Below are 21,911 nucleotides of genomic sequence, written 5' to 3' on the forward strand. Positions count from 1 at the left end.
ACCCTGGCGGTCGGGTCTTCGATCACCCCCTTCACACCCGTCACCGCCTCGGGCGGAACGGGAACGCTGAGCTACGCCGTGTCGCCGGGACTGCCCGCGGGACTGGCCTTCGACACCATGAACGGTCAGATCACGGGTACGCCCACGGTGAGCCTGTTGACGGCCACCTTCACGGTCACAGTCACCGATCAGACGAACCCCGTCCCGCAGACGTCATCGGCCACTTTCGACCTGACTGTGGAACCGGCGCTCAGCGCGTCGACAGCGCTCGCCTCCACCAGTCTGACGCGCAGCGAGGCGGCGGCTCCCTTTGTCCCGGTTACGATCGCAGGCGGTGTCGGTCTGAGAACCCTCTCGGTCTCTCCCGCCCTGCCGGCGGGACTGGCCTACAATACCTCCACTGGCCAGGTGACCGGCACGCCGACCGTTGCCTCGCCCTCGACCCTCTACACCGTCACGGTCACCGATCAGGCGACACCCGTTCCGGCCACAGCCTCCGCGACGTTCAACCTCACGGTGGTTCTACCTGTCCCGGCCTTGCCCTCGACAGCGCTCCCGAACGGCCCCGCCTCGTCGGCCTACTCAGCGACGATCAGTCCGGCGACGGGAGGCACGGCGCCCTTCACCTATGCGGTGACGGCAGGCGCGCTCCCGCCGGGTATCGTCCTGTCCAATGGCGGTACGTTCAGCGGAACCCCTACAACGCCCGGCCTCTACACCTTCACCATCACCGTCACCGATTCTGAGGGCCAGAGCGCCACCCAGAGCTTCACCATAAACATTGGCCCGTCGACGCCGCCGCTGCCGATCCCGACACTGTCGGAGTGGGCGATGATCCTGCTGGGCCTGCTGCTGGCAGGGATGGCGGCGGTTCGTCTCGACCGACGCAGGATGAGCTAGGGATCTGGCGGCTACGATCTGGCGGATCGGATTGGCGGGTGGCCGAAGGCGGCCTTGTAGGCGCGGCTGAAACTGGCTGAAGTCGAGAACCCGAAAGTGACCGCCGCCATGGAGCAGGTCATTCGGCCGTGGACGATCGCGTGACGGGCGTGTTCCAGACGGACGCGGCGATGATAGGTCGCCGGCGGTGCCCCGAAACAGTCGCGGAAATTTCTCAGCAGGTGAAACCTGGACATGCCCGCAGCCGACGCCAGTTCGCCGAGGGACACAGGACGGTCCACGACGTCGTGGAGGTAGGCTCTCGCCCTGTTCAGCCGGGACAGCATCTCCTGGCGGGTCGAGACCTTCAGGCTCTGCATCCGGTCCAACGCCGCAGTGGCGTCCTCAAGGCAGCCGTCGACGCTGTCTAAGATGCCCATGAACAGACGATCCGCCAGTCGATCCGGAGCGACGCTACCCTCGTAGATGCCTCTCAGAGTGCTCTCCAACTCGCGGCCGAGAGTCGACAAGGAGGCTCCGAACAACATGGGGCCATCCATCTCGAGGGGACGCTTCGCATTGACGATGGCCGGCAGGTTCACGCAAAGCCCGAGGGTGTGGTCTCCGCCACGCCGGACTTCGACCTCTCCAGCCAGACATTCGGGAACAATGAGGAAATGGCCCTCCCGCACGGCATAGGTGCGTCCGCCATACCGATAGATCTCCACACCGCGACCGACGTATTTGATGCTCAGGGCGGACTTGGCACCTACAGGGGCGATCCCGTCGCTGATCTCGGAAAGCACGACGCCGCCGCCGACGCCGATTGCGGTTCTTGAGGCCGTGGACAATCGACCCTGCAGGACGTCGAACCGGACGCAGCTGGCAGAGTTGAGAGTCGTCATTTCAGTCCAAACTCGAACACGATGTTGCACATGGCCTGGGTCTTCCCCCGACGATCGCCGGGGACTGCCTGACCTCGTTGGGAGCGGTCCTGGATCCGCCAGGTCGTGTGCCTTCAAGCCGGGGCTGTTCCGGCGCAGGCTGTTGCCTGATCTCGGCAGGACAGGACGATTTTCGAGCTGCCGCATCCAACCCGTGAGGCCCGCGGAACCGGAAAGGACGATCGCTCTACAATCCGCTCGTCTGACGGATTCGGGGGCGATCCGAAGACCGCCCCCGATGCCTTGGTCTGGAACCGACGGGCTAGAACACCCGACCGATCCGGAAGAACGCCCTCCGACCTCGCATGTCGTAGCCGTTCAATGCGGCCGTACCGGTGCGGAAGCCGCCGGTCGACACGGTCGGCGGACGTTCATCGAACAGGTTGTTCAGGCCCGCCTGGAAGGTCCAGCCGTTGGTTTGGTAGCGCAGCGAGGTCGTGTGGTAGGAGGTGAACTCCGTATAGAGCTTGAAGCGAACGCAATAGCTGTTGGCCGCCGAGCAGTCCGCCGAGCTGATCCCGTTGGGCAGGTCGGCGTAGCGCGTATAGACATCCACCTCGTTCACGCCCGGCTGACTGAGGTCTGATCCCCGGCCGATCATGTTGACGCCGTAGAACCAGGTCCAGTCGCCCATAGCGAGCGTCAGGTCGACGTTTCCGGCGTAGGCGGGTCCGGCGTAGTTGTAGGTGGTGCCGAGATTGTCCTCGGTCGATCCGCCCAGCAAGTTGACGCGGTCCTCCAGCGACCAGCTGTTCTGCGACGACAGGGTCAGCTGTCCGAAGCCGAGGTCGCGACCGTAACGCAGGGTCAGGTCGATTCCGCGACGATCCTGTTGGGCCACGTTCACGTAGCTGTTGTTCACGGTGACGACGTTGAAAGCCGTGTTTCGGGTGAACAGGGAGCAGAAATCCGTCTTACCCTTCAGGCATTGCTCGATGATGTTGTAGGCGCCGAACTGGCGAACCTCGTCCTCGATCGTGGCTTCGAAGTAGTCGACCGCCATGTTGAAGTCCGCAAAGCCCGGCGTCCAGATCAGGCCGAGATTCATCGTATCGGCGGTTTCGGCCTCGAGCACGCCGGCGCCGCCATTGGTGAAGATCGTCGCGCTGGACCCACCGGAAGCGTTGTAGTCGCCGGGGATGCCCAGGGCCAAACAGGCGCTCTGGATGTCCGTACCGACGCCGGAGGTGGCGTACTGGTAGCAGGGATCGACGGCCACCTGGCTGCCGTATCCGGTCTGGTTGCCCAGATAGAGTTCGTACAAGGACGGCGCCCGGAATGAGTTGCCGTAGCTGGCGCGGGCGCGCCATTCCGGCGTTACCTGCCAGTTGGCGCCGACCTTGAATGTCTCGCTCATGCCATAGCTGTCGTAGTCAGACACACGGCCCGAAAGGTTCAGGGTCAGGTCGTCGACGAGCGGCGCGTTCCGGATCAGGGGCAGTTCCAGCTCGGCGAACAGTTCGCGCACCGTGTCCGACCCCTGGGTGCGTCCCGCCGAGGTGAAGAGGGCGATGTTGCGCGCGGCGGCCTGGGCCGGGGGCTGGTCGTCCAGCTCTTCCCTGCGGATATGGAAGCCGAAGGCGGCTCCGACGTCGCCGGCCGGCAGGCCGATCAGACGTTCAGTAGTCAGCAGCCCTTCGACATAGGCGTGCGTGTAGGTGGTGGTCCCTTCCTCCTCAACGAACAGGAAGGCGCGCTCTGCGTCGGTGAACTGGCCGGCCAGGACACGGTTCGACATCCAGGGAATGCCGCCGGGCAGGCTGGAGCAGTTGAAGTTGGAGACATTGCCGCCCAACGGCGTGTTGGTGCAGGCGACGTTGGGGCTGTTCAGGGCCAGGAAGCGATCCAGATAGAGTCGCGGCCCGTTGTCATAGACGCCGTCCGACAGCGAATACTGACCGTAGACGTCCCAGTTCCAGTCCCGACCGGCGAAGGCGGCATCGCCCCGCAGACCGATCACAGCGCGATAATAGTCGATGTTCTGGTGGGAGCTGGACTCATACGGCGTCACCGTCACTGCGTTGACGCCAAGCAGATTGTTCGGGTTGCTGGCCGGCAGGGTGTTCGGCGCACCGAACAGGGTGTTCAGCTGGGCGAAGCTCTGGAAGATCTGGGCCACGCCGTACTGATCGGACTCGCGCTTGTTGTAGAGAAGCTCCGTATACGCCTCGATCCCGGGCGTCAGGTTGAAGCCGCCCGTGAAGTTGACTGTCGTCCGTTCGGCCGGACTGATCAGGGTCGACCGGTTCCAAAGGGCACTGTCATAGGGGCCATAGGTATAGGTCGCGGGGTAGCCGGCACGGCCCCAGCGCTGGAATCCCGGGAACGGCGAGTTGTTGCCGGGCACAGCGTAGTTGTACAACGACCCGTACCGGGCGGTCGGCACCAGGTTCTGGCCACTGGCCTGAATATAACCGTTGGCCAGATTGAAGCATTTGAGCTGCCCCGTCGCCGGATCGGTGTAGTCCAGACGGACGCCGGTGGTGGGTTGGAAGACAAAGTCCTGGACGCACCGTGTGTCGTCGCGGTCTGCGCGGCGTAGAGGTTCGCTGCGGTAGTGTTCAGCTGACACGCTGAAATAGCCCCGGTCGAACACCCGGCCGTAGGCACCGTCGATCCGGTATTGCTGGCCGCCGCCCTCGACGGGCTCGGACGCAAAGACGTTGATCGCGCCGCCGTCCAGATTGCGGCGGGTCAGGATGTTGACCACGCCGGCGATGGCGTCCGAGCCATAGATGGACGATGCGCCGTCCTTGAGGATGTCGTAGCGATCGACCTGGGACTGGGGGATGACGTTCAGGTCGAAGGCCTGAACCTGGCCACGCGTACCCGCGGGACCGGCGCGCCTTCCGTTCAACAGGGTCAAGGTTCGTTGCTCGCCCAGGCCGCGCAGCGACAGGGCCTGGGTGCCGCCGCCACCGGCGGTGTTGAAGCCTGTCAGCTGGTCATTGAGCTGGAACGATCCGGCGGCGACGGACGAGGTTTGCAGCGCAGCGGCTGCGTCGGGAATGCCCTTGAGGTCCGTGACTTCGGTGGTGATCACCTGTACGGGCGAAGCGCTGCTGAACTCGCTGTTGCGGCGGATACGTGACCCGGTGACGACGACTTCCTCGACCCGAGTGGCTTCATCTGTCGTCGGCGCCGGTCGGACCGCAGGTTGCTGGCTGTTGGCCGATGGGGTTTGACGCACCTGAGCCTGGGCGAAAGACGTGCCAGGCATGACCAGAGGCAGGGCGCAGAGAAGCGCTCCGGAAATCAGCGTGCCGTTCAGAAGTGTAGTCTTTATGCCAGCCACTTTGGCCCCCAATGAAACAAGCGCCCTTAATTGGCGCGATGAGGCAGCATATTTGACATCAAACTGACTTCAATGAAGTCAAAATCAATTTGCCGGCAATTGCATTACATTGGTGCGAAAGTGTTTCGATTTCATCCGGGGAACTGTTGTAGCAAGCGTTGCTTATATTGTTTCCAATGTAAAACAAAATTCGGCGGATATGTTTAAAGGCGCTCCCTGGCGCATTCATCTCTTCACGAGGATCATTCGGGCGGGCGCTGTCTCCCGCCACTGCTGCGCCCGAAGCCGCCGCGAGCGCCGTCGAAAACATAGCCGGCGCCGCGTACGGTCAGGATTACAGGCTCTCTCCCTTTTTCAAGCTTGCGCCGGAGGCGCGATATCGAGGTTCGGAGCGCGACACTGCCTTCATCGAAGCGGCCGAGGTCTTTCAGGAGTTCTGCGGTGATGATTTCTCCCGGACGGGACAGGAAGATGTCGAACAGGACCATCTCGCTTCGTGACAAGGCAATGCGCTCGCCTCTCGGGCTGATGGCCTGATGGACCAGGGGGTTCAGACGCCAGCCGGCTTGAGTCTCCATCTGGTCGCCATGGACGTTGCGCCGCCGCAGCAGCGCTCGCACTCGTGCCATCAGAAGGCGTGGATCGGCGGACCAGCACATGAGATCGTCTGCGCCCAGTTCGAGGGCGATGATATGTTCGATCGGGTCAGGCTGATCCGCCATCAGGACCAGCGAGGCTCCCTCGCTGCCGTGGGAGGCCTGGCAAATCCGGCGAACGGCTTCGTCGAAGGGCCGCCCCTCCACGAGGATCAGTTCAACCGCTGCGACCGCTGAGACGCCCAATGTGGCGTCAGACGTTTGACTGACCAGAAATCCTTCAGCCTCCAGAAGGGTCGCGAGGGTCTCCCGCCGGTCCAGTGTCCGGCCGACGACAAGCGCCGACGGACCGGTTCCGGCCCCGGCGGGCCCGGAGGCGTAGCCGGGGGAGGTAAGGGCGTGTGGCGCGGATGGGGTTGTGCTGTCGAGGCCGGGCACCGGGCGCTCCATGTTGCATCGCTCATATGGATCCATCTTTCATATGAACCCACTCAGGCGGCATGGACAGGATTCACGCACGAATTGTGCATTAAATGTCCGTAACGTGGAAGGTTATTGCAAACAGGAAACAAAATCAGCCACTATGTGTTCCGGGGCGCCTGTCCGGCAGAGGGCGGCGTGATCGGGACGGCCTCCCGGATGATCTCGTCTATCTCCCATCGCAGTCGGGCACCGGCCTCTGTCAGGAAAAGCGTCCTCGATTTTCGATTTGGGCCTTGGGAGCGTACCTCAACCAGGCCAGACCCGCGCTCGCCGCGACCTGACCTGGAGCCGCCCAGGCCACGGATGACGCGCGACGCCGTTGACAGGCGAAGGCTTGAAACCGAGGCCAGTTCGGTAACGCTGACTCCTTCGTTCTCGCAGACATAGAGAAAGCAGATGACGGCGTTCACGGTCACGCCCGGATCGTGGGACCGGAAGCGCTCCATCGCAGCCAGGATCGAGTCGCGGCGTCTGAGGCGATCACTCGGCATAGACATTCAACCGACCCGTGGCGTGTTTGGGTGGGGAGGCGGTCTGGCTGGTCGGATCGCCGGTACGCCGCTGCCGACGTTCCTGAAACGCCAATCGCGCATGCGGATAGGCGGCGTTCAGGTCGGCAAGGAGGCCTTCCAGTCGCTGCTGGTGCTCTGCGGCCTCGACAAAATCTGCGGCGTCTATGTCGACCGTGATCACGGCGCGCAACTTCATGGTCAAGGTGGGTTCTCAGAGTAACAGCAAGCGCCGGCCCATGCCGACAGCCAATGCTATCCTGCAAAGTGAGAAATAAGAACCTTAGTTTATATACAAAAAATTTAACCTTCAGACCAAAGAATGACAGTTCAGATACATTGTGAGTGAGTTGTGACGCAAATAGGAAATCAAATGACAGTGTTACTTTATCATTACGTGCCAAATTGAACTGCGTATCTATGCAGTGACATAATTCTTCTGAGAAAAGTCGTGCAGATCGGCGAGTTCTGGTCTCGCCGACAGAAAGGTCGTCGTGTGGGTCGCCACCTTCCGAAGGAGCATGAGATTAGCAACGAGGGCCGCTACGCCAAGGACCGATCTTGCTTCATTTCCCGGCGCGCCCCATCCCATGCGTGAAGGCTTTGTGAGGCGGCGTTCCGACGGCGCGGTCGAAAGCCCGACGGAAGGCTCGCATTTCGGAGTACCCGAGAAGATCGCAGGCCTCGGCCGGCGTAAGCTCGCCCCGGGCAATGCGATGTGCAGCATGTCGTAACCGGAGATCGGAGTGGTAGGCGACGGGAGATCGTCCGTAGGTACGGGTGAACCTCCTGACGAAATGAAAGCGGGACATTCCCGCCTCCGCAGCCAAGGCGTCCAGTCCGATCGTCCCGGTGAGACAGTCGTGCATACGCGCGCGCGCCTGCTCCAGCCGCACCAGAACTTCGGTGCGTGTGGATGGGCGAAGACCTTCCAGCCTGTCGATCCGGAGTTCGAGATCGGTCGCGAGGGCCTGTATGCCTCGACGTACCTGCTCGATCAGGCCGGCATCCACGACAACGTCAGCCCCATTGTTGGTGCTTCGTTGGCGCGCCTGCTCGGAAAGAAGAGCGCCCAGGGCCGAAAGGCCCGCCGGCTGTAGCAGGGCGGGAGAGTCGATCCGATCGAACATCGACGGCAGCGTCCCCGCCTGCGATCCGGTCTGCAATCGCGGCAGGTAGACGCACAGCCCGATCGCGGGGTTTTTCGACCGCGCCTTGGCGACGCATGCCGTCGCCGCATCCACGAGAAGGAACTGGCCGCTCCGGACGGTGACCGCCTCACCTCCGATAACGAAGATCTCCTCTCCCTCAGCGACGTATTTTACCGACATGGACGACGGCGGCAGATAGACCTCATCATTCTTCAGGTGCGAAAACACGACCCGACCCTGCCGCTCTGGAGGGGCTCCCTGATGAAATGGGTCGAAGGCTTGCATGTCGCTGCCGGGTGTCAAGGTTGCTTTACCCCAGATGCGTCAACTTCTGGACCGAACTATGTCAATTCCAAACGACATCCCGGCCAATGGCAAGCGTGGGTGCTGTCAGACGAATGACTAAAGGTCTCCGGCATTCATTGCGCAAGCCACTGACGGGGATCATGTTTCGGCAAGCCGATTTCGGTCATGCGCCACCGGTTTCCGGCCGACGTCATCCGCCATGCCGTCTGGCTCTAACCCCGCTTCAGCCTCGGTTTTCGCGGCGTCGAGGAACTGATGGCGGCCCGCATTGTAGAGGTTAGCTACCAGACGATCCGGTGCTGGATGATCAAGTTCGGACCGTTGATCGCGAGGCGGCTGAGCGCCGTCGGTCGGCTCCATCGACGCGCTGTTGCCTGAATGGCGACGTCGCAGGGTGCTTCTCGACCTGGCGCACCGACCCTGACAGCGCCGCGCCTATCGACGATCGAGGTAGGAGACGACCCAGACCAGAGGTGCGTTCCAGTTGATGGCAACCTCGTTCTGGCTGAAGGCCTGGATATCGTCACGCCAGCAGGTCTGGGGCGCGCAGGTTCCACGCATGGTCATCGCCACCGGATCGCTCATGTTTCGATTGTTGGGACCGCCCGACAATATGCCTGCCGGCGGCTCCGGATAGGCGGCGTCAAGGGAGTGCGCCCAGAACCTGTGATGCGGATGGCGCATCGGCCGGTCGCCGTAGCCTGTGACATAGGACTGATCCAGCGGGTTGCGCCCCAGAATATAGTCGAGCGCTGCGACCACACCGTTCGCGAAGGCCGGCTCGCCTGTCACATCGTGAGCCACACCCAGAACGATCGCCCGGTTCAACAGGATGGCGTTGGAACCCCAGCTGTAGTCCGGCCCGGCGAACGGCAGCCCATAGCCCTGGGTTTCGCCCTCGGCGAGATAGGCGCGTGCCTGCTCAACCAGCCCGCGCTGGATGTGCTCACGATCGGACGAGGACAGGCGGTTTGGGACCGTCGCCAGGCTGATTGCCCCAAGCATGCGGACGGCGTTCCAGCTGATGTCCGGGATTCCGTCCGATGAGATTTGTCCGCCGGTGGGTGGGCCTGCTTCAGCCTTTAGAGCGGTGAGATACTCATCTCGGCCTGTGGTGACGAACAGTTCGGCGGCGGCCCAATAGAACTCATCCGTCAGGTCGTCATCGCCATAGTCGCCGCCGCCGTCGAACGACCCCACAGCATAGAGGTCGGGGTGACGTTGTGCGGCGGCGTAGCCTCGTTCGGCCGCCATCAGGCACGTCCGGGCAAACACCGGATCAATCTCGCGCCATAACCTTGCGCATTGAGCGGCCACTGCCACCAGATTCAGCGTCGCTGCTGTACTCGGCGCGTAGAGATAGCGGAGCTCAGGATCGTCGCCCGGCGCGGTTGGCAGCGGAGTCCACTGAACGTCGTGGACCTTGTGATGCACGAGGCCTCCGGCGTCGATCCGGGTGAAGGTCAGCGGCTGGTTCGTGGCGAATCGACCGACCGGGACTTCGGCGCTCGCGCGGTCGGGAACCTGCATACGCAGCAGGAACTCAAGCTCCCAGCGAGCCTCGTCCAACAGGTCATCGACGCCGTTGCCGGCCTCGGGAATGTCCGCTGTCCCGTCCGGGAAGGCCGGGTCGATACCGCGGACCCTGGCACGCTCACAGGCGTTCAGCAGCGTCCAGACCGCGATGCCGCCATTGACGACATATTTGCCGTGATCGCCCGCATCGTACCATCCGCCCGAGACGTCCAGCGTGTAATCACAGCCCGGCCAGATGTTGCCGCGAATATCAGGGCCGGAGAAGCAGGTCGCCCGATCCAGCGGATGACCTGCGGGACGGGCCAGATCGGCGCGTTCGACATGCTCGGCGGCGATCGGGATGCCGCTACGGTTCTGATAGAAGAAGATCAGAGAGTCTCTGGTCAGCGTCTGGAAAGGTCGATCGGCGACAACGAATGGCCGGCTTGTCTGCTCGCCGACCTGAAGGCGGTATCCGGTCCCCGCCGTTCGCACGGTCGAGAAATCCAGGTCGTGGACGGACACGCCTGCGGTGCCGTCGAAGCTGCGTGGTCGGGTTTCCCCCTGCGCCACTACCTCGTCGTTCGCGTTGATCACCCGCCAGGCGAGCGGGACCTGCCCGGTCTCGACGGCCGTGGCCCGCTTGGGGCCAAGGGTCAGAAAACCCACCTGGTTCATCTGAATCGAACCGTGCGCGACGTCCTGTGCGTATGCGCTACCCGCCAGTGTCAGGCCGATGGCGGTCTTCAGGAGGAGGCGGCGAAGGCTCATCTCTGGTGTTCCTTGAGGTGGGGGTCGAGCGACTTCGGGAGGCGCAGAAGGGCAAGGCTGGCGCGCAGCCAGTCCAGCGATGGTTCATCAAAGTGTGGGTCCTGCTCCGCGAAGGAGTTGTCAATCCAACTCAATCCTGTCTCTACAAAATTCGGCTAAGTCGCTGATGAAGAACATATTTCGTGAAGCTGATTTCTTTCAGGCGTCACCGCTGTTCCGCCGACGTGATCCGTCACGCTGTCGGGCTGTACCCCAACGCGTCTCCAATGAAGGCGGCGTGCGGCAGCAGGCGCGGGTCCGCCCGGCACAGGATCACTGCCTCGGACGAGTCGGCCTGAGCCTGGTGCTTTGGCTCGATACTACAGCCAGCTTCAAGGCTCGAACTTTCGATTTTCGCCGGGCGGCGGCCCAGCCGCTTCAGTGCACCCGACGGATCGCCATAACAGCCGCGCCGCCTGAGAAGGTCAGGACTGCGCCCATGAGGTAGATGGGTTGGAGGTCGTCGCCAAAGCTCGCAAGCACGATGATTCCCAACAGGGGTGCGAGTGTCTGGGCCGCGGTGACCGCGACGTTGATCAGGCCCATGTCGCGGCCGGCATCGGCCGGATCGGGCAGGACTTCGGCCACGAGAACGGCGTCTGTGATTCCGTAGAGGCCCACGCCGGCGCCGAGGATGGCCTGGGCGAACCACGGCCCCGGCCAATGCGGCGCCAGCGCCATGAGCAGCGAGCCCGCCGCCAGGAGAGCGGCTCCTGCGAACACCAGGCTTTTACGACGGCCGAGCCTGTCAGACACCCGTCCTCCTATGAGGCCGGCGACGACCGACAGGGCAGTGGACGTGGCCAGCAGCACGGCCACAACCACCTCGATACGCATGCCCTTCAGCGCCCGATCCACGCCCGCTTCCTGATCGAGGAAGAAGAGCAGGTACAGAACGTTCAACGCCACCCCGGTCTGGACGAGGAGTCGCGACCCGAACGCGATCAGGAAATCGCGATCCTTCAGGGCGGAAAGCGATGGCCGGAAGCGCGGCTTCGAATCTGATAGCCGGGGCGCGCGAAACGTCATCACGATGAACGGCACGACCATGGCCACGGTCACGACCACGACCGCCGTCAGTCGCTCGGTCTCGCCGGTCAGCCACACGCCGATCGCCAGGGCGCCGAACAGGCTCGACAGGGGAAAGGCCAGTCCTGTGAACCCCGCCACCGTGCCCTTCTGCCGACCGGGCACGCGTTCGGCCAGAGTGGCGGCCAATGGGTTGAGCATCAGGTTCAGGCTGATCTGCAATACGATGATCGCCGCCATCAAGGCGGCTTGCGTCGTGGCCGCGTGGATCAGGACATAGCTGAAGACCGTTCCGGCCAATCCCAGGATCATCCAGATCGACCGCCCGCCGGGCCAATGGCGGGTCCGGTCGCCGATCATCCCGGCCATGACCCCGGCGACGCCTGCGGTCACCGCGCCCCAGAGCGCGACCTGGCTCAGGATCTGCGCCCGCCCGACGGGATCGATCGCCTCGGCCTTGAGCGGCAACAGCAAGGTCAAAAGGGGAATGAAGGCGATATAGGCCCCGACCTGCGCCGCCATATACAAGGCCACAAAGCCTGGGCTGACCGGAGACAACGGGCCGGGGACGGGCGGGGAGGGCGCAGGTTGCATCAGACGCGACCTTGGCCGCTCGGTCGCTCCTTGTCACCGCGCAAAAAAGCGGCGGCTTCCGGGGGAAGCCGCCGCCAAGGGACGCTCAGGAGATCAGTGGATCAGTACTGGACCCGCACGCGGGCGCCGAAGGTGCGCGGCCGGGTGAAGAAGCGGGTGTTGTCGAACTGGGTGATGATGATCGCGGCTTCGTGGATCTCGTCGGTCAGGTTGTTGACATAGCCTTCGAAACGAAGACGCCCGTCGCCCGGCGGGGTCCAGCCGAAGCCGGCGTCAAACGTCCAGTATCCATCCACCTTGTCGTCCAGCCGGCGACGCGGATTGTTCGGCTGCTGGAAGTCCTGGCCGTTGAAGATGGTGGTGAAGAAGTCCGAACGGTAACCCGCCGAAACGACGTAGTCGAACTGCCCCATGGTTTCCGTCGGGAAGGCCTGGGTCAGGTTCATATTGAACTGCCATTCAGGCGTGCGGGGCAGGGTCTTGCCTTCGATCGACTGGAAGACCGCCTCGGTCGGCGCCACGTCGGCCTGGAAGCGGAAATCCTGGATCCGCTCGGCCTCCACGACCTCGGCCTTGAGGTAAAGCAGGTTGAAGTCCAGGCCGATGTTCCAGGGCAGGTCGATTCCGCCGTCGAACTGGGCGCCGTAAATCCGGGACGACGCCGCATTGTACGAATAGGAGACGACCAGCGCGAGTGACGAATCGACAGGCACCGGCACCCGCTGCGGCCCACCCAGGAACTCGACGATCTGGGCTACGGACAGCAGGGACGTCAGGACCTGGTCCTCGTAGTCGTTGTAGAACAGCGAGCCGTTGAGGCGCGCCTTGAGATCTCCGACGTAGAACTCGTTCTTGGATCCCAGTTCGTACAGGGTCACCTTTTCAGCATCGTAGGTCGGCGCGAGACCGGCGTTGCCGATGTTGTCGTTGAACCCGCCTGACTTGTTGCCGGTCGCGATCAGACCATACAGCAGATTGTCGGGCGTGACGTCGAACTCGGCCCGGAGGCGCCAGTCGACGAAATCGATCTGGCTCTCGCCGACCTGCTGGAAGATCTGGCCGGTGAAGGGCACGGCATAGGTGAGCCGCCCGTCTGCGGCGCAGGTCCAGAAGTCCCCGGTGATTGTGTCGAGGCAGGCAGGGCGGTTCGGGGCGCCGCCCGGCACGGGACCGTTGGCGAAGATGTCGTCGATATTGTCCCGGGCCCCGAAGCGGCTCACGCCGTTGAAGTAGAAGTTCAGGATCTCCTGCTCGGAGATCGTTCCGTTCCCGTTGGTGTCGGGGTTGATGATCGTGCGACCGCGACCGGCGAATTCAAAGCCTTCGGTGCCGACCCGCACGCCCCCGCAGCAGTTGAAGTCGCCGGCTCCGAGCGCGAAGCCATAGCGGGCTGCGACACCGCGTCGGCTCTTCTCGTCCTCTGTGTAGCGCAGTCCGGCGGTGATCCGGAACCGGTCCGTCACACTGTAGGTGGTGTCCCCGAAGAGGGCATAGGACGAGGTGTCCACATCGGGCATGTTGAACTCTACGCCCTGGAAGAACAGGCCGCGGTCTCCGGTCGAGCCGAGGAAGGCGTACTGATCCTCCTCGAAATAGAAGGCTCCGAGGCTCCAGATCCACGGGCCTTCGTTGTCGTAGAAGCGCAACTCGTGGGTCTTGGACTGGCTGTCGGTGATCGACTGGAACTGCGAGAAGTTGTCCAGGGTCTCGCGGATGCCGCCGGCTCCGGTCAGGGTCTGCAGCACGCCGGGATAGAAGGGAGCCAGGGGCGTGACCGCGCGATAATCATAGACGAGGTCGCGGTAGCTGCCCGTATACTCGATGTCGAACAGGTCGCCGTCGTAGCGGATGTTGGCGCGTGCGCCCCAGTGGCGGGTGTTCAGATCGGGCGTCTGGGCCCGGGCGATCACGCGGCGGGGATCCTCGATGTCGTCCGGGTCGATCCCGTTTCCGAGCGGATTGGCGTAGTTGGTGCCGGTGTAACCCGTGCCGGTCTCGCGGATGTAGTCGGCTCCCAGCAGGATCGACAGCCGGCTGGTGGGTTCCCAGAGAAACTGGATGCGACCGGCGTCGTTGTTCTCGGCCTCGGCCACGCCCACGCCGGCGGGCCCGACGTCCTCGTAGTAGCTGTCATGCTCCAGATGGTATCCCGCGATCCGCACGGCTGCGGTCTCGCCGATCGGGATGTTCACCATCCCCTGGAACGCGCGCTGCTGATAGTTCCCGATCTCGAACTCGGCGGCCGAGTCCCAGATGTTCAGCCCGGGCTTCCAGGACACGATGTTGACGGTGCCTGCGGTGGCGTTGCGTCCGCGCAGGGTGCCTTGCGGGCCGATGTTCACCTCGACGCGCTGGATGTCGAAGAAGGCCGAGCCGATGCCCGCCGGTCGCGGCAGATAGACGCCGTCATAGTGGGTCGCCGCCGCCGGATCGCCCAGTTCGGTGTTGTTCGAAGACCCGACACCCCGGATGTAGATCTCGATGTTGCCGCCGTTGTTGGCGACCGACAGGCCGGGCACGCGGCCCTCCAGATCGGAGATGTCCTGGACCCCGACCGCCTTGAGGTCTTCACCGGTCAGCGCGACGGCGGTGCCGGCGTAGTTCTGCAGACTTTGTTCGCGGCGCTCGACAGTGACCACCACATCCTCGAGCCGGTCTGCGTCTTCGTCCTGAGTCTGTTGGGCCGCCGCGCCCGGGGCGTCCGCGACCTGGGCCATTGCCAGACCTGGCAATGCCAGGGCCAGGGTCGCTCCACACAGCAGTGCCGTCTTCCGATTACGCATTTGGATCGTCCTCCCGATGCGGATGGTTGTTCTTTCCGCTTGCCTTCAATCCGCCATTGTTTGACAACGTTGTCAACGTCCGTTTTTCGACTGGCGCCTCGGGGTGGGATTGGTGCAACACGGGTCGATCGGTTCGGTCGCGGCGATGCGCCGTGGACGGGTCGCAGGAGCCTCGATGTCAAAGGTCACTATCCGTCACGTCGCAGAAGCCGCGGGTGTGGCCGTCAAGACCGTGTCCCGGGTCATGAATGGTGAGCCCAACGTCACCCAGGACTTGCGGGATCGCGTGATGAAGGCCGTGGAGGCGCTCGGCTACGTTCCGAGCATGGCGGCGCGGCGGATGGGCGGCAGCCGCTCCTACCTTCTGGTGGCGCTGAACGACCGCGAGAACACGATCAACAACTGGCGCAGCGGGCGTGGCAACGACTGGATCGACCAGATGCTGCATGGTGCCATGCTGACCTGTGAGGCGCACGGTTACCGGATGCTGTTCGAGCTGGTCGAGGCGGGATCGCCCGATCTGGACCGCAAGGTCGTGGCCATCCTGTCCGCGCTCCAGCCGGACGGCATTATCCTGACACCACCCCATTCCCAGAACCTCGCCCTGGTCGAGATGCTGACCCGCCGCAAGGTGCCTTTCGTGCGGATGGGTGTTCAGGGCGAAGGCGTCGGCTTCGGCGTCTTCATGGACGACCGGGCAGCAGCCAGGGAGGCGACGCGGCTCCTCCTCGATCTGGGCCATCGCCGCATCGGCTTCATCGCCGGCAGCCCGAGATTCGAGGCCAGTCGTCAGCGGCAGGAAGGCTATGGCGACGCACTGACACAGGCCGGTGTGGCGCTTGACGATGAACTGATCGCCCCGGGTGACTTCACCTTCGAGAGCGGGGTCGCCGCCGCCGAGGCCTTGCTTTCGCGGGCTGACCGGCCAACGGCGATTCTGGCCAGCAATGACGAGATGGCGCTGGCTGCGCTTCACGTCGCGTCTCGCCTGGGGATCGCGGTGCCGGATCTGTCACTGGTCAGTTTCGACGACACCCCGGGCACAAGGCTCAGCGTGCCGGGCCTGACCAGCGTGCGTCAGCCGATCTCTGAAATGGCCGCGAAGGCCGCCGAGCTTCTGATCGGGGTCAGCAAGACCGGCGAGACCGACCCCTCCGACCATCTCCTGGCATTTCGGCTGGAAATCCGGGGGTCGACTGCGCCCCGCCACTGAATTCAGTCAGCTGCGGACGGACAGGTTGCGGAAGTCGCCACGACCAGCCGGATGTCTTCCACCGCCACGGTGGCGGGAGCTGCCGCGGTCAGGATCCACGCCCGATCCACACCGGCAAGGGGGGCTTCGCCGGACCGGAAACAGGACAGGGGCAACGACGCCTCCTGCCATCCCTCGCCGCCGGCCAACGGCGCCACGCCATTGCCGAGGCCGATGCTGAGCGCCGAGGCTGAACCCGAATCGATCCGATAGCGGAAGGTCAGCGCCGCTCCGGCATAGTCCGGCCCGGACAGATCGATCGCAGGCCCGGTCACAATGGCCTGGCCCGGGCCTGTGAAGGTGACGAGCCGCGCTGATTCCTGGCCCTGGCCGTCGACCGGTGCGACGGTCACCAACAATCGAGGGCTGACGCCTCGCGCGCCGTCGGCGATACGCGCCTCGCCGCCGGAATCGCGCACAACCAGCGACCAGGGGGTCACGAAGCGTCCGTCGGCCAGGAACCGCATCGAGGAGGCCCCGGAGCCCTCGTCGGCTTCGACCAGGGCGGGGGTCTGGACGGCATCCGAGTAGCTCAGGCCGAACCCGTACGCGAACTGTGGATCGTAGTCGGCGCCGCCCCGGTTCTGCGGCGCTTGATCAGGGCTGCGCGGCCAGCTGAAGGACAGCCTTCCCCTGAAATCATGACGAGGCCGCCCGTCCGGGCCGGCGACGAGGACATCGGCGAGCCCGCCGCCCTCGGAGCCCGGCAGCCAGGCCGCGACGAAGGCATCTGCGGCGTTGATCTCGGGGTTCACGTACAGCGGTCGACCCGAGAGAAAGACGGCGACTGTCGGCACACCCGAATCCTGAAGTCGCTGCAGAAGGGCCAATGGCCCACGCGGACGGAAGTCGAGATCGGACAGGTCGCCCTGAAACTCGGCATAGGGCTCTTCGCCGAAGACCACGATGGCCACGTCGGGGCGGGTTTCGTACGCCCCCTCTGCATTGAGCTCGGCCGTGCCGCCGGATGCCTCGATCGCCTCCCTCAACCCTTCCCAGATCGACTGGCCGTTCGGGAAGTCGGCGCGGGTGTTGCCTGTGCCTTGCCAGCTGATGGTCCAGCCGCCCGCCGCCTGGCCGATGTCGTCTGCGCTGCCGGCCACCAGTACGCGCGCGCCGGGCTGGATCGGCAGGACCGAGCCATTGTTCTTCAAAAGGACCAGTGACTGGCGCACCGCGTCGCGCGCCAGGGCGCGATGCCCGGGGGACCCGAGCACCTCGACCCGTCCCTCGACCGGACGGTCGTCGGCGAACACGCCGGTCTTGACCTTGACCGTCAGGATCCGGCGTACGGCCTCGTCCAGGCGCGTCATCGCGATCTCGCCGGACCGCACCTGGGCCAGGGTGTTGTCGAACAGAGGCTTCCAGCTGTCAGGAGCCATGAACATGTCGATGCCCGCATTGAAGGCGGCGGCGCAGCTTTCGTTGGTGCAGCCCTCGATCTGGCCATGGGCGTTCCAGTCGCCGACGACGAAGCCGTCGAAGCCGAGCGGCCCGCGCAACACCTCGGTCAGCAGATCTGCGTTGGCCGTATGCTTGGCTCCGTTCCAGCTCGAGAAGCTGGCCATGATGGTCAGCACGCCGGCATTGATCGCCGGGGGATAGCCTGAAGCATGGATGTCGATCAGTTCGCGCTCGCTGATCAGCGCGTCCCCCTGATCCCGGCCGTGGAGCGTCCCCCCGTCGGCCAGATAGTGTTTCGCGGAGCCCGCAATATGGCCCGGCTCCAGACGCCCCTGACCCAGGACACCCTGAAGGCCGAGGGTCATCCGCCCGGCATAGGCGGCCACGATCTCCGGATCCTCGCCGTAGCCCTCATAGGTTCGGCCCCAGCGATCGTCGCGCGGCACCGCCACCGTCGGCCCGAAGGTCCAGTCCGCCCCTGTCGCCGCCACCTCAAGCGCCGTCGCTCGACCGATCTGCTCGATCAGATCAGGATTGCGCGTGGCCCCCAGCCCGATGTTGTGCGGAAACAGGGTCGCGCCGACGATGTTGTTGTGCCCGTGGACCGCGTCGATGCCGAACAAGAGGGGAACCCGGGCGCCGGGCCGCGCCGCAGCGGCGGCGCGGAAGGTCCTGGCCAGGTCGACCCAGGCTTGGGCAGGGCCCCTCTCGTCTCCGCCCGGGGCCGAGTTGCCGCCCGCCAGGATCGAGCCAAGCGGATAAGCGGCCAGATCGGCCGGGGTGATCGACCCGATGTCGGCCTGGATCACCTGACCGACCTTTTCCTCCACCGTCATTCGGGCGAGCAGCGCTTCAACGAAGGCCAGCGTCGCGGCGTCCGTCATCGCATCAGGACTGTTGGCGCTCGGCCAGGCCGAGGCATCGACGACAGGCGACGCAGGCGTCTGGGCCGGAGCTTGCCCTGAGGCTGCAAGGAGGGCCGTCAGCGACACGGCAGCGGCTGCAAGGCCGCGGAAGGGGGCGTATCTTGGCATCGGTTTCGTCCCTGTGGTCTTGTTTTCAGGCAGGGTGTCGCCAGTTGACAACGTTGTCAAACCGGGATTGCGTGGAACCGGATTGTCGAAGAACGATCAGGGGAGGGCGGAGTGCGAGGTTTCACAACGACGGTCATCGGACTGGGTGCGCTGGCGTGTGTCGGGGCGGCCCCCAAGCCGCAGGACGACAGCCTTGAGGGCTACCGACTGGTCTGGAACGACGAGTTCAACGTCGATGGCCTGCCGGACCCGAGCCGCTGGACCTACGACGTCGAGCGTAACCGGCAGGGCTGGTACAACAACGAACTTCAGTACTACGCCGCCGGCCGACCGGAGAATGCGCGCGTCGAGAACGGCCGCCTGATCATCGAGGCCCGGCGCGAACAGGTGTCCCCGGATCAGTTCGATGACGCCGGTGGTCAGGCTTACACGTCCGCCCGGTTGATCTCGCGGGGCAAGGCGGAATGGACCTATGGCTTCTATGAGGTCAAGGCCCGGATACCGTGCGGACGGGGCACCTGGCCTGCCATCTGGATGCTGCCGGTCGCCGACGCCGAATGGCCGGCGGGCGGCGAGATCGACATCATGGAACACGTCGGCCATGACCGGGGAGAGATCCACGGGACGGTCCATACCACCCGCTACAATCACGCCCAGGGCACGGAACGTGGCGGGATGAAACGCGTCCGCGACGCCTGTGACGCCTTCCATCGGTATCAGGTGCTGTGGACGCCGGAGGGGATCAACTTTGGCGTCGACGACGTTGGCTACTATCGGTTTCGCAATGACGGTCGCGGCGATCGCGAGACCTGGCCGTTCGATGCGCCCTTCTACATGATCCTGAACATCGCCATCGGTGGCGACTGGGGCGGTGCTGAGGGTGTGGACGACCGGGCCTTTCCGCAGCGGATGGAGATCGACTATGTGCGTGTCTTCCGCCGCGACGGATAGCGCGGGCAGAGTGGCGGACCGCACTCGATTGGACGGCGCCGACTAAAGGAATGACGCTCAGGCGCAAAACGGACCGTTTCAATCTTCTGTGCGTATTGCGATAGGTGCACTCTTCGACTGCCAGCCGCGGCCACGCCATCATCGAACGGTCGGCTCCGACTTTCGCCCCGGCTGTGTCGGGAACTCGGGTATCACCTCGGCTGGCAATGTCGCCGAAACAGGATCCAATCGTTATGTCGCTCACTGGACGTGAACTGAGGTCAACGGTCTCTGACGGTGCACTGAGGCTGTCACTCGATGCCATTGTCATCGGAGACCTGGCCCCCGATGAAATCGTGGTCAAGGTTGAGGCGGCTCCGATCAATCCGAGCGATCTCGGGCTGCTGCTCGGCCCGGCCGACGTGGCGTCCCTGCGTTCGGAGGGATCCCCGGATCAGCCTGAACTGGTCTTCGACATTCCAGAGGCCCGGCGCGCCAGCGTCGCTGCACGCATGGGCCAAGCGCTGAGCGTCGGAAACGAGGGAGCCGGTACGGTCGTTGCGGCAGGCGAAAAGGCCCAGGAGTGGCTCGGGCGATGCGTCGGAATGATCGGGGGAGGGATGTATGCTGACCTTCGCAAGATCAGAGCGCGCGACGCGCTCCCGCTTCCGGAAGGGGTGACGGCAGCCGAAGGCGCGGCGCTGACGGTCAATCCGATGACCGCGCTCGGCTTTGTGGAAACAGCGCGCGACGAAGGTCACTCAGCGATCGTGCACACCGCTGCCGCCTCAAGCCTCGGCCAGATGCTGCAAAAGATCTGCGCCAGCGATGGCATTCCCCTCATCAACATCGTTCGATCTGATGAACAGGTCCAACTGCTCCGTGACATCGGCGCGACCTATGTCCTCAACAGCCAGGACGCAGACTTCAATACGCAGCTCGTCGACGCAATCGTTGCGACCGGCGCGACCATCGCGTTCGACGCCATCGGTGGGGGTTCGCTCGGTAGCGACATCATGCGAGCGATGGAGAAGGGGGCTGTCAATCGCATGACAGAGTACAGCCGGTACGGCTCGTCGAGCTTCAAGCAGCTTTACACCTATGGTGCCCTCGATCTCTCACCGATGGTTCTGGATCGCCTGGCGTTCGGTTTTCAATGGAGTGTCTCGGGATGGCTGCTGACGCCCTTCTTGCAGAAGGCAGGCGCTGAGACGGTCGTGCGTATGCGCAAGCGCGTGTTTGACGAGCTGACCACAACGTTCGCGACGCGCTACACTAGGAGGATCGGTATGAGTGAAGCGCTTCAACCCGAAATCCTCCGTGCCTACGAGCGCAAGGCTACGGGTGAGAAGTTCCTCATCGATCCGACGCTGAACTAGGCTGTCGCACCATTGTTTCGGCCAGACCCTGGCCGGTCGGTAAAAGCGCTCCTTGCGTTGGCGATGGTCAACAATCCTGTCGTCGTCAAACCCGAGCAGGAGTCCTTGATGGAAGGCGGATGGCGGAGCGAAACGCCCGCACCCCGGTCTGCGGTCCGGATGGCTCGTTGACGCCCAAGGCCACAGGTGTGCTCCGACCCACACGCGGAGGGGCGGCGAGGTTTTCCGACGCCCCCCTGCGCGCCTGCCAGAACTGCCGTCGGCGGATTCACTATTCAATCTCGGCTCACCAAAACGGTCCGCCACCACTCGGTTTGCGGACCGCCTGGGGGCGGTGATCTATCGTCAGCGTCTTGAGAAACTGGCGGTGCTGTCAGTCCAACTCAAATTTGTCTCCACTGAGGGCGGCGTAAGCCTCTGATGGAATGGTGTTTCGTGAATCCGATTTCGTTCAAGCGCCACCGAATTCCTGCAGATGTGATCCGTCATGCCGGCCGGCTGCACTTCCGCTTCGGCCCCAGATGCTCGCGACAGACGGCCTGGTCTCCTATGGCGCCGGGGTCGATGTCCCGGATCTGAGGCGTCTGCATCGCACTGGCCGGCTTCGTGAGAACAATCGGGCGGAGAACTCCCACCTGCCGATCCGACGACGAGAGCGACAGCAGCAGCGATTCAAATCCCGAGCCTCAGCCCAGAAATTCCTCATTACCCATGCGGCGATCTACAACCTCTTCAACATCCAACGGCATCTGATCAGCAGACCGATCCTTCGGCGTTTCCGGGCCGACGCCGACGCCGCCTGAGCGGCCGCCGTTGCCTGGTCGAGCTCAGGGTAGGACGCTTTGCGCCTTGGGGAAGTTAGTCTGACATCGCCATCCCGTCAGCCCCGCCCGGCAGTTAGCGAACCGGCCGGCCCCCGTGCTTGGCATACTCCAGCCGGGCAATGGCGCGATTGTGGACCTCGTCCGGACCGTCCGCGAGGCGAAGAGTTCGGACGGCTGCATACATCTCGGCCAGA

15 protein-coding genes and 1 pseudogene are annotated in these 21,911 nt (G+C 64.1%); 6 read left to right on the top strand and 10 right to left on the bottom strand.

The features are described 5' to 3' along the window. A partial coding sequence (locus tag Q0044_RS15200; protein ID WP_298163311.1) for an IPTL-CTERM sorting domain-containing protein occupies window positions 1-900 on the top strand: 900 nt, incomplete at its 5' end. Between the two features lie 11 nt (window positions 901-911). Here the strand turns inward: Q0044_RS15200 and Q0044_RS15205 are convergent. The 5 genes from Q0044_RS15205 to Q0044_RS15225 all read right to left on the bottom strand — a co-directional run bounded on the left by Q0044_RS15205 (window position 912) and on the right by Q0044_RS15225 (window position 8,142). Continuing rightward, window positions 912-1,784: an AraC family transcriptional regulator gene (locus Q0044_RS15205; protein ID WP_298163312.1), complete on the bottom strand. Its 873-nt coding sequence runs from the start codon at window positions 1,782-1,784 to the stop codon at window positions 912-914. A gap of 301 nt (window positions 1,785-2,085) precedes the next feature. Then, window positions 2,086-5,043: a TonB-dependent receptor plug domain-containing protein gene (locus tag Q0044_RS15210; protein WP_298163313.1), complete on the bottom strand. Its 2,958-nt coding sequence runs from the start codon at window positions 5,041-5,043 to the stop codon at window positions 2,086-2,088. Window positions 5,044-5,360: 317 nt separating this feature from the next. Continuing rightward, window positions 5,361-5,960, bottom strand: coding sequence for a response regulator transcription factor (locus Q0044_RS15215; RefSeq protein WP_298163314.1), 600 nt, complete (start codon window positions 5,958-5,960; stop codon window positions 5,361-5,363). 717 nt (window positions 5,961-6,677) lie between these two features. Then, window positions 6,678-6,911 carry a hypothetical protein gene (locus tag Q0044_RS15220; protein ID WP_298163315.1) on the bottom strand — a complete coding sequence of 78 codons (234 nt, stop codon included), beginning with the start codon at window positions 6,909-6,911 and terminating at the stop codon, window positions 6,678-6,680. A 361-nt stretch (window positions 6,912-7,272) separates the two neighbouring features. Next, complete coding sequence (locus Q0044_RS15225) at window positions 7,273-8,142, bottom strand: AraC family transcriptional regulator (RefSeq protein ID WP_298163316.1); 870 nt, start codon at window positions 8,140-8,142, stop codon at window positions 7,273-7,275. A gap of 186 nt (window positions 8,143-8,328) precedes the next feature. Here Q0044_RS15225 and Q0044_RS17020 point away from each other — a divergent pair. Continuing rightward, window positions 8,329-8,535, top strand: a pseudogene (locus Q0044_RS17020) (IS6 family transposase); the annotation flags it as partial. Window positions 8,536-8,598: 63 nt separating this feature from the next. On the opposite strand, the gene Q0044_RS15235 reads toward Q0044_RS17020, so the two are convergent. The 3 genes from Q0044_RS15235 to Q0044_RS15245 all read right to left on the bottom strand — a co-directional run bounded on the left by Q0044_RS15235 (window position 8,599) and on the right by Q0044_RS15245 (window position 14,894). Then, window positions 8,599-10,449 (bottom strand): glycoside hydrolase family 9 protein, encoded by a 1,851-nt coding sequence (locus Q0044_RS15235; RefSeq protein WP_298163318.1) that lies wholly within the window; start codon window positions 10,447-10,449, stop codon window positions 8,599-8,601. A 417-nt stretch (window positions 10,450-10,866) separates the two neighbouring features. Continuing rightward, window positions 10,867-12,111: an MFS transporter gene (locus tag Q0044_RS15240; RefSeq protein WP_298163319.1), complete on the bottom strand. Its 1,245-nt coding sequence runs from the start codon at window positions 12,109-12,111 to the stop codon at window positions 10,867-10,869. A gap of 101 nt (window positions 12,112-12,212) precedes the next feature. Then, window positions 12,213-14,894, bottom strand: a complete 2,682-nt coding sequence (locus Q0044_RS15245) for a TonB-dependent receptor (protein ID WP_298163320.1) — start codon at window positions 14,892-14,894, stop codon at window positions 12,213-12,215. Between the two features lie 175 nt (window positions 14,895-15,069). Between Q0044_RS15245 and Q0044_RS15250 the strand changes: the two genes are divergently transcribed. Then, the gene (locus Q0044_RS15250) at window positions 15,070-16,107 is read left to right on the top strand and encodes a LacI family DNA-binding transcriptional regulator (RefSeq protein WP_298163321.1); all 1,038 of its coding nucleotides are present in this window, start codon (window positions 15,070-15,072) and stop codon (window positions 16,105-16,107) included. A 2-nt stretch (window positions 16,108-16,109) separates the two neighbouring features. Here the strand turns inward: Q0044_RS15250 and Q0044_RS15255 are convergent, their stop codons facing one another. Continuing rightward, on the bottom strand, window positions 16,110-18,584 hold the full coding sequence (locus Q0044_RS15255) for a glycoside hydrolase family 3 protein (RefSeq protein ID WP_298163322.1): 2,475 nt from the start codon (window positions 18,582-18,584) through the stop codon (window positions 16,110-16,112). A gap of 111 nt (window positions 18,585-18,695) precedes the next feature. On the opposite strand from Q0044_RS15255, the gene Q0044_RS15260 reads away from it, so the two are divergent. The 3 genes from Q0044_RS15260 (at window position 18,696) to Q0044_RS15270 (ending at window position 21,696) form a co-directional block, all read left to right on the top strand. Next, complete coding sequence (locus tag Q0044_RS15260; RefSeq protein ID WP_298163323.1) at window positions 18,696-19,535, top strand: glycoside hydrolase family 16 protein; 840 nt, start codon at window positions 18,696-18,698, stop codon at window positions 19,533-19,535. A gap of 233 nt (window positions 19,536-19,768) precedes the next feature. Next, on the top strand, window positions 19,769-20,893 hold the full coding sequence (locus tag Q0044_RS15265) for a zinc-binding dehydrogenase (protein ID WP_298163324.1): 1,125 nt from the start codon (window positions 19,769-19,771) through the stop codon (window positions 20,891-20,893). Between the two features lie 521 nt (window positions 20,894-21,414). After that, window positions 21,415-21,696 carry a DDE-type integrase/transposase/recombinase gene (locus tag Q0044_RS15270; RefSeq protein ID WP_524536187.1) on the top strand — a complete coding sequence of 94 codons (282 nt, stop codon included), beginning with the start codon at window positions 21,415-21,417 and terminating at the stop codon, window positions 21,694-21,696. Between the two features lie 94 nt (window positions 21,697-21,790). Here the strand turns inward: Q0044_RS15270 and Q0044_RS15275 are convergent. Next, window positions 21,791-21,911, bottom strand: a 121-nt coding sequence (locus tag Q0044_RS15275; protein WP_298163052.1) for a hypothetical protein, incomplete at its 5' end; no start/stop codon positions are given.

Source organism: Brevundimonas sp. (assembly GCF_027484365.1).
Classification (GTDB): Bacteria; Pseudomonadota; Alphaproteobacteria; order Caulobacterales; family Caulobacteraceae; genus Brevundimonas.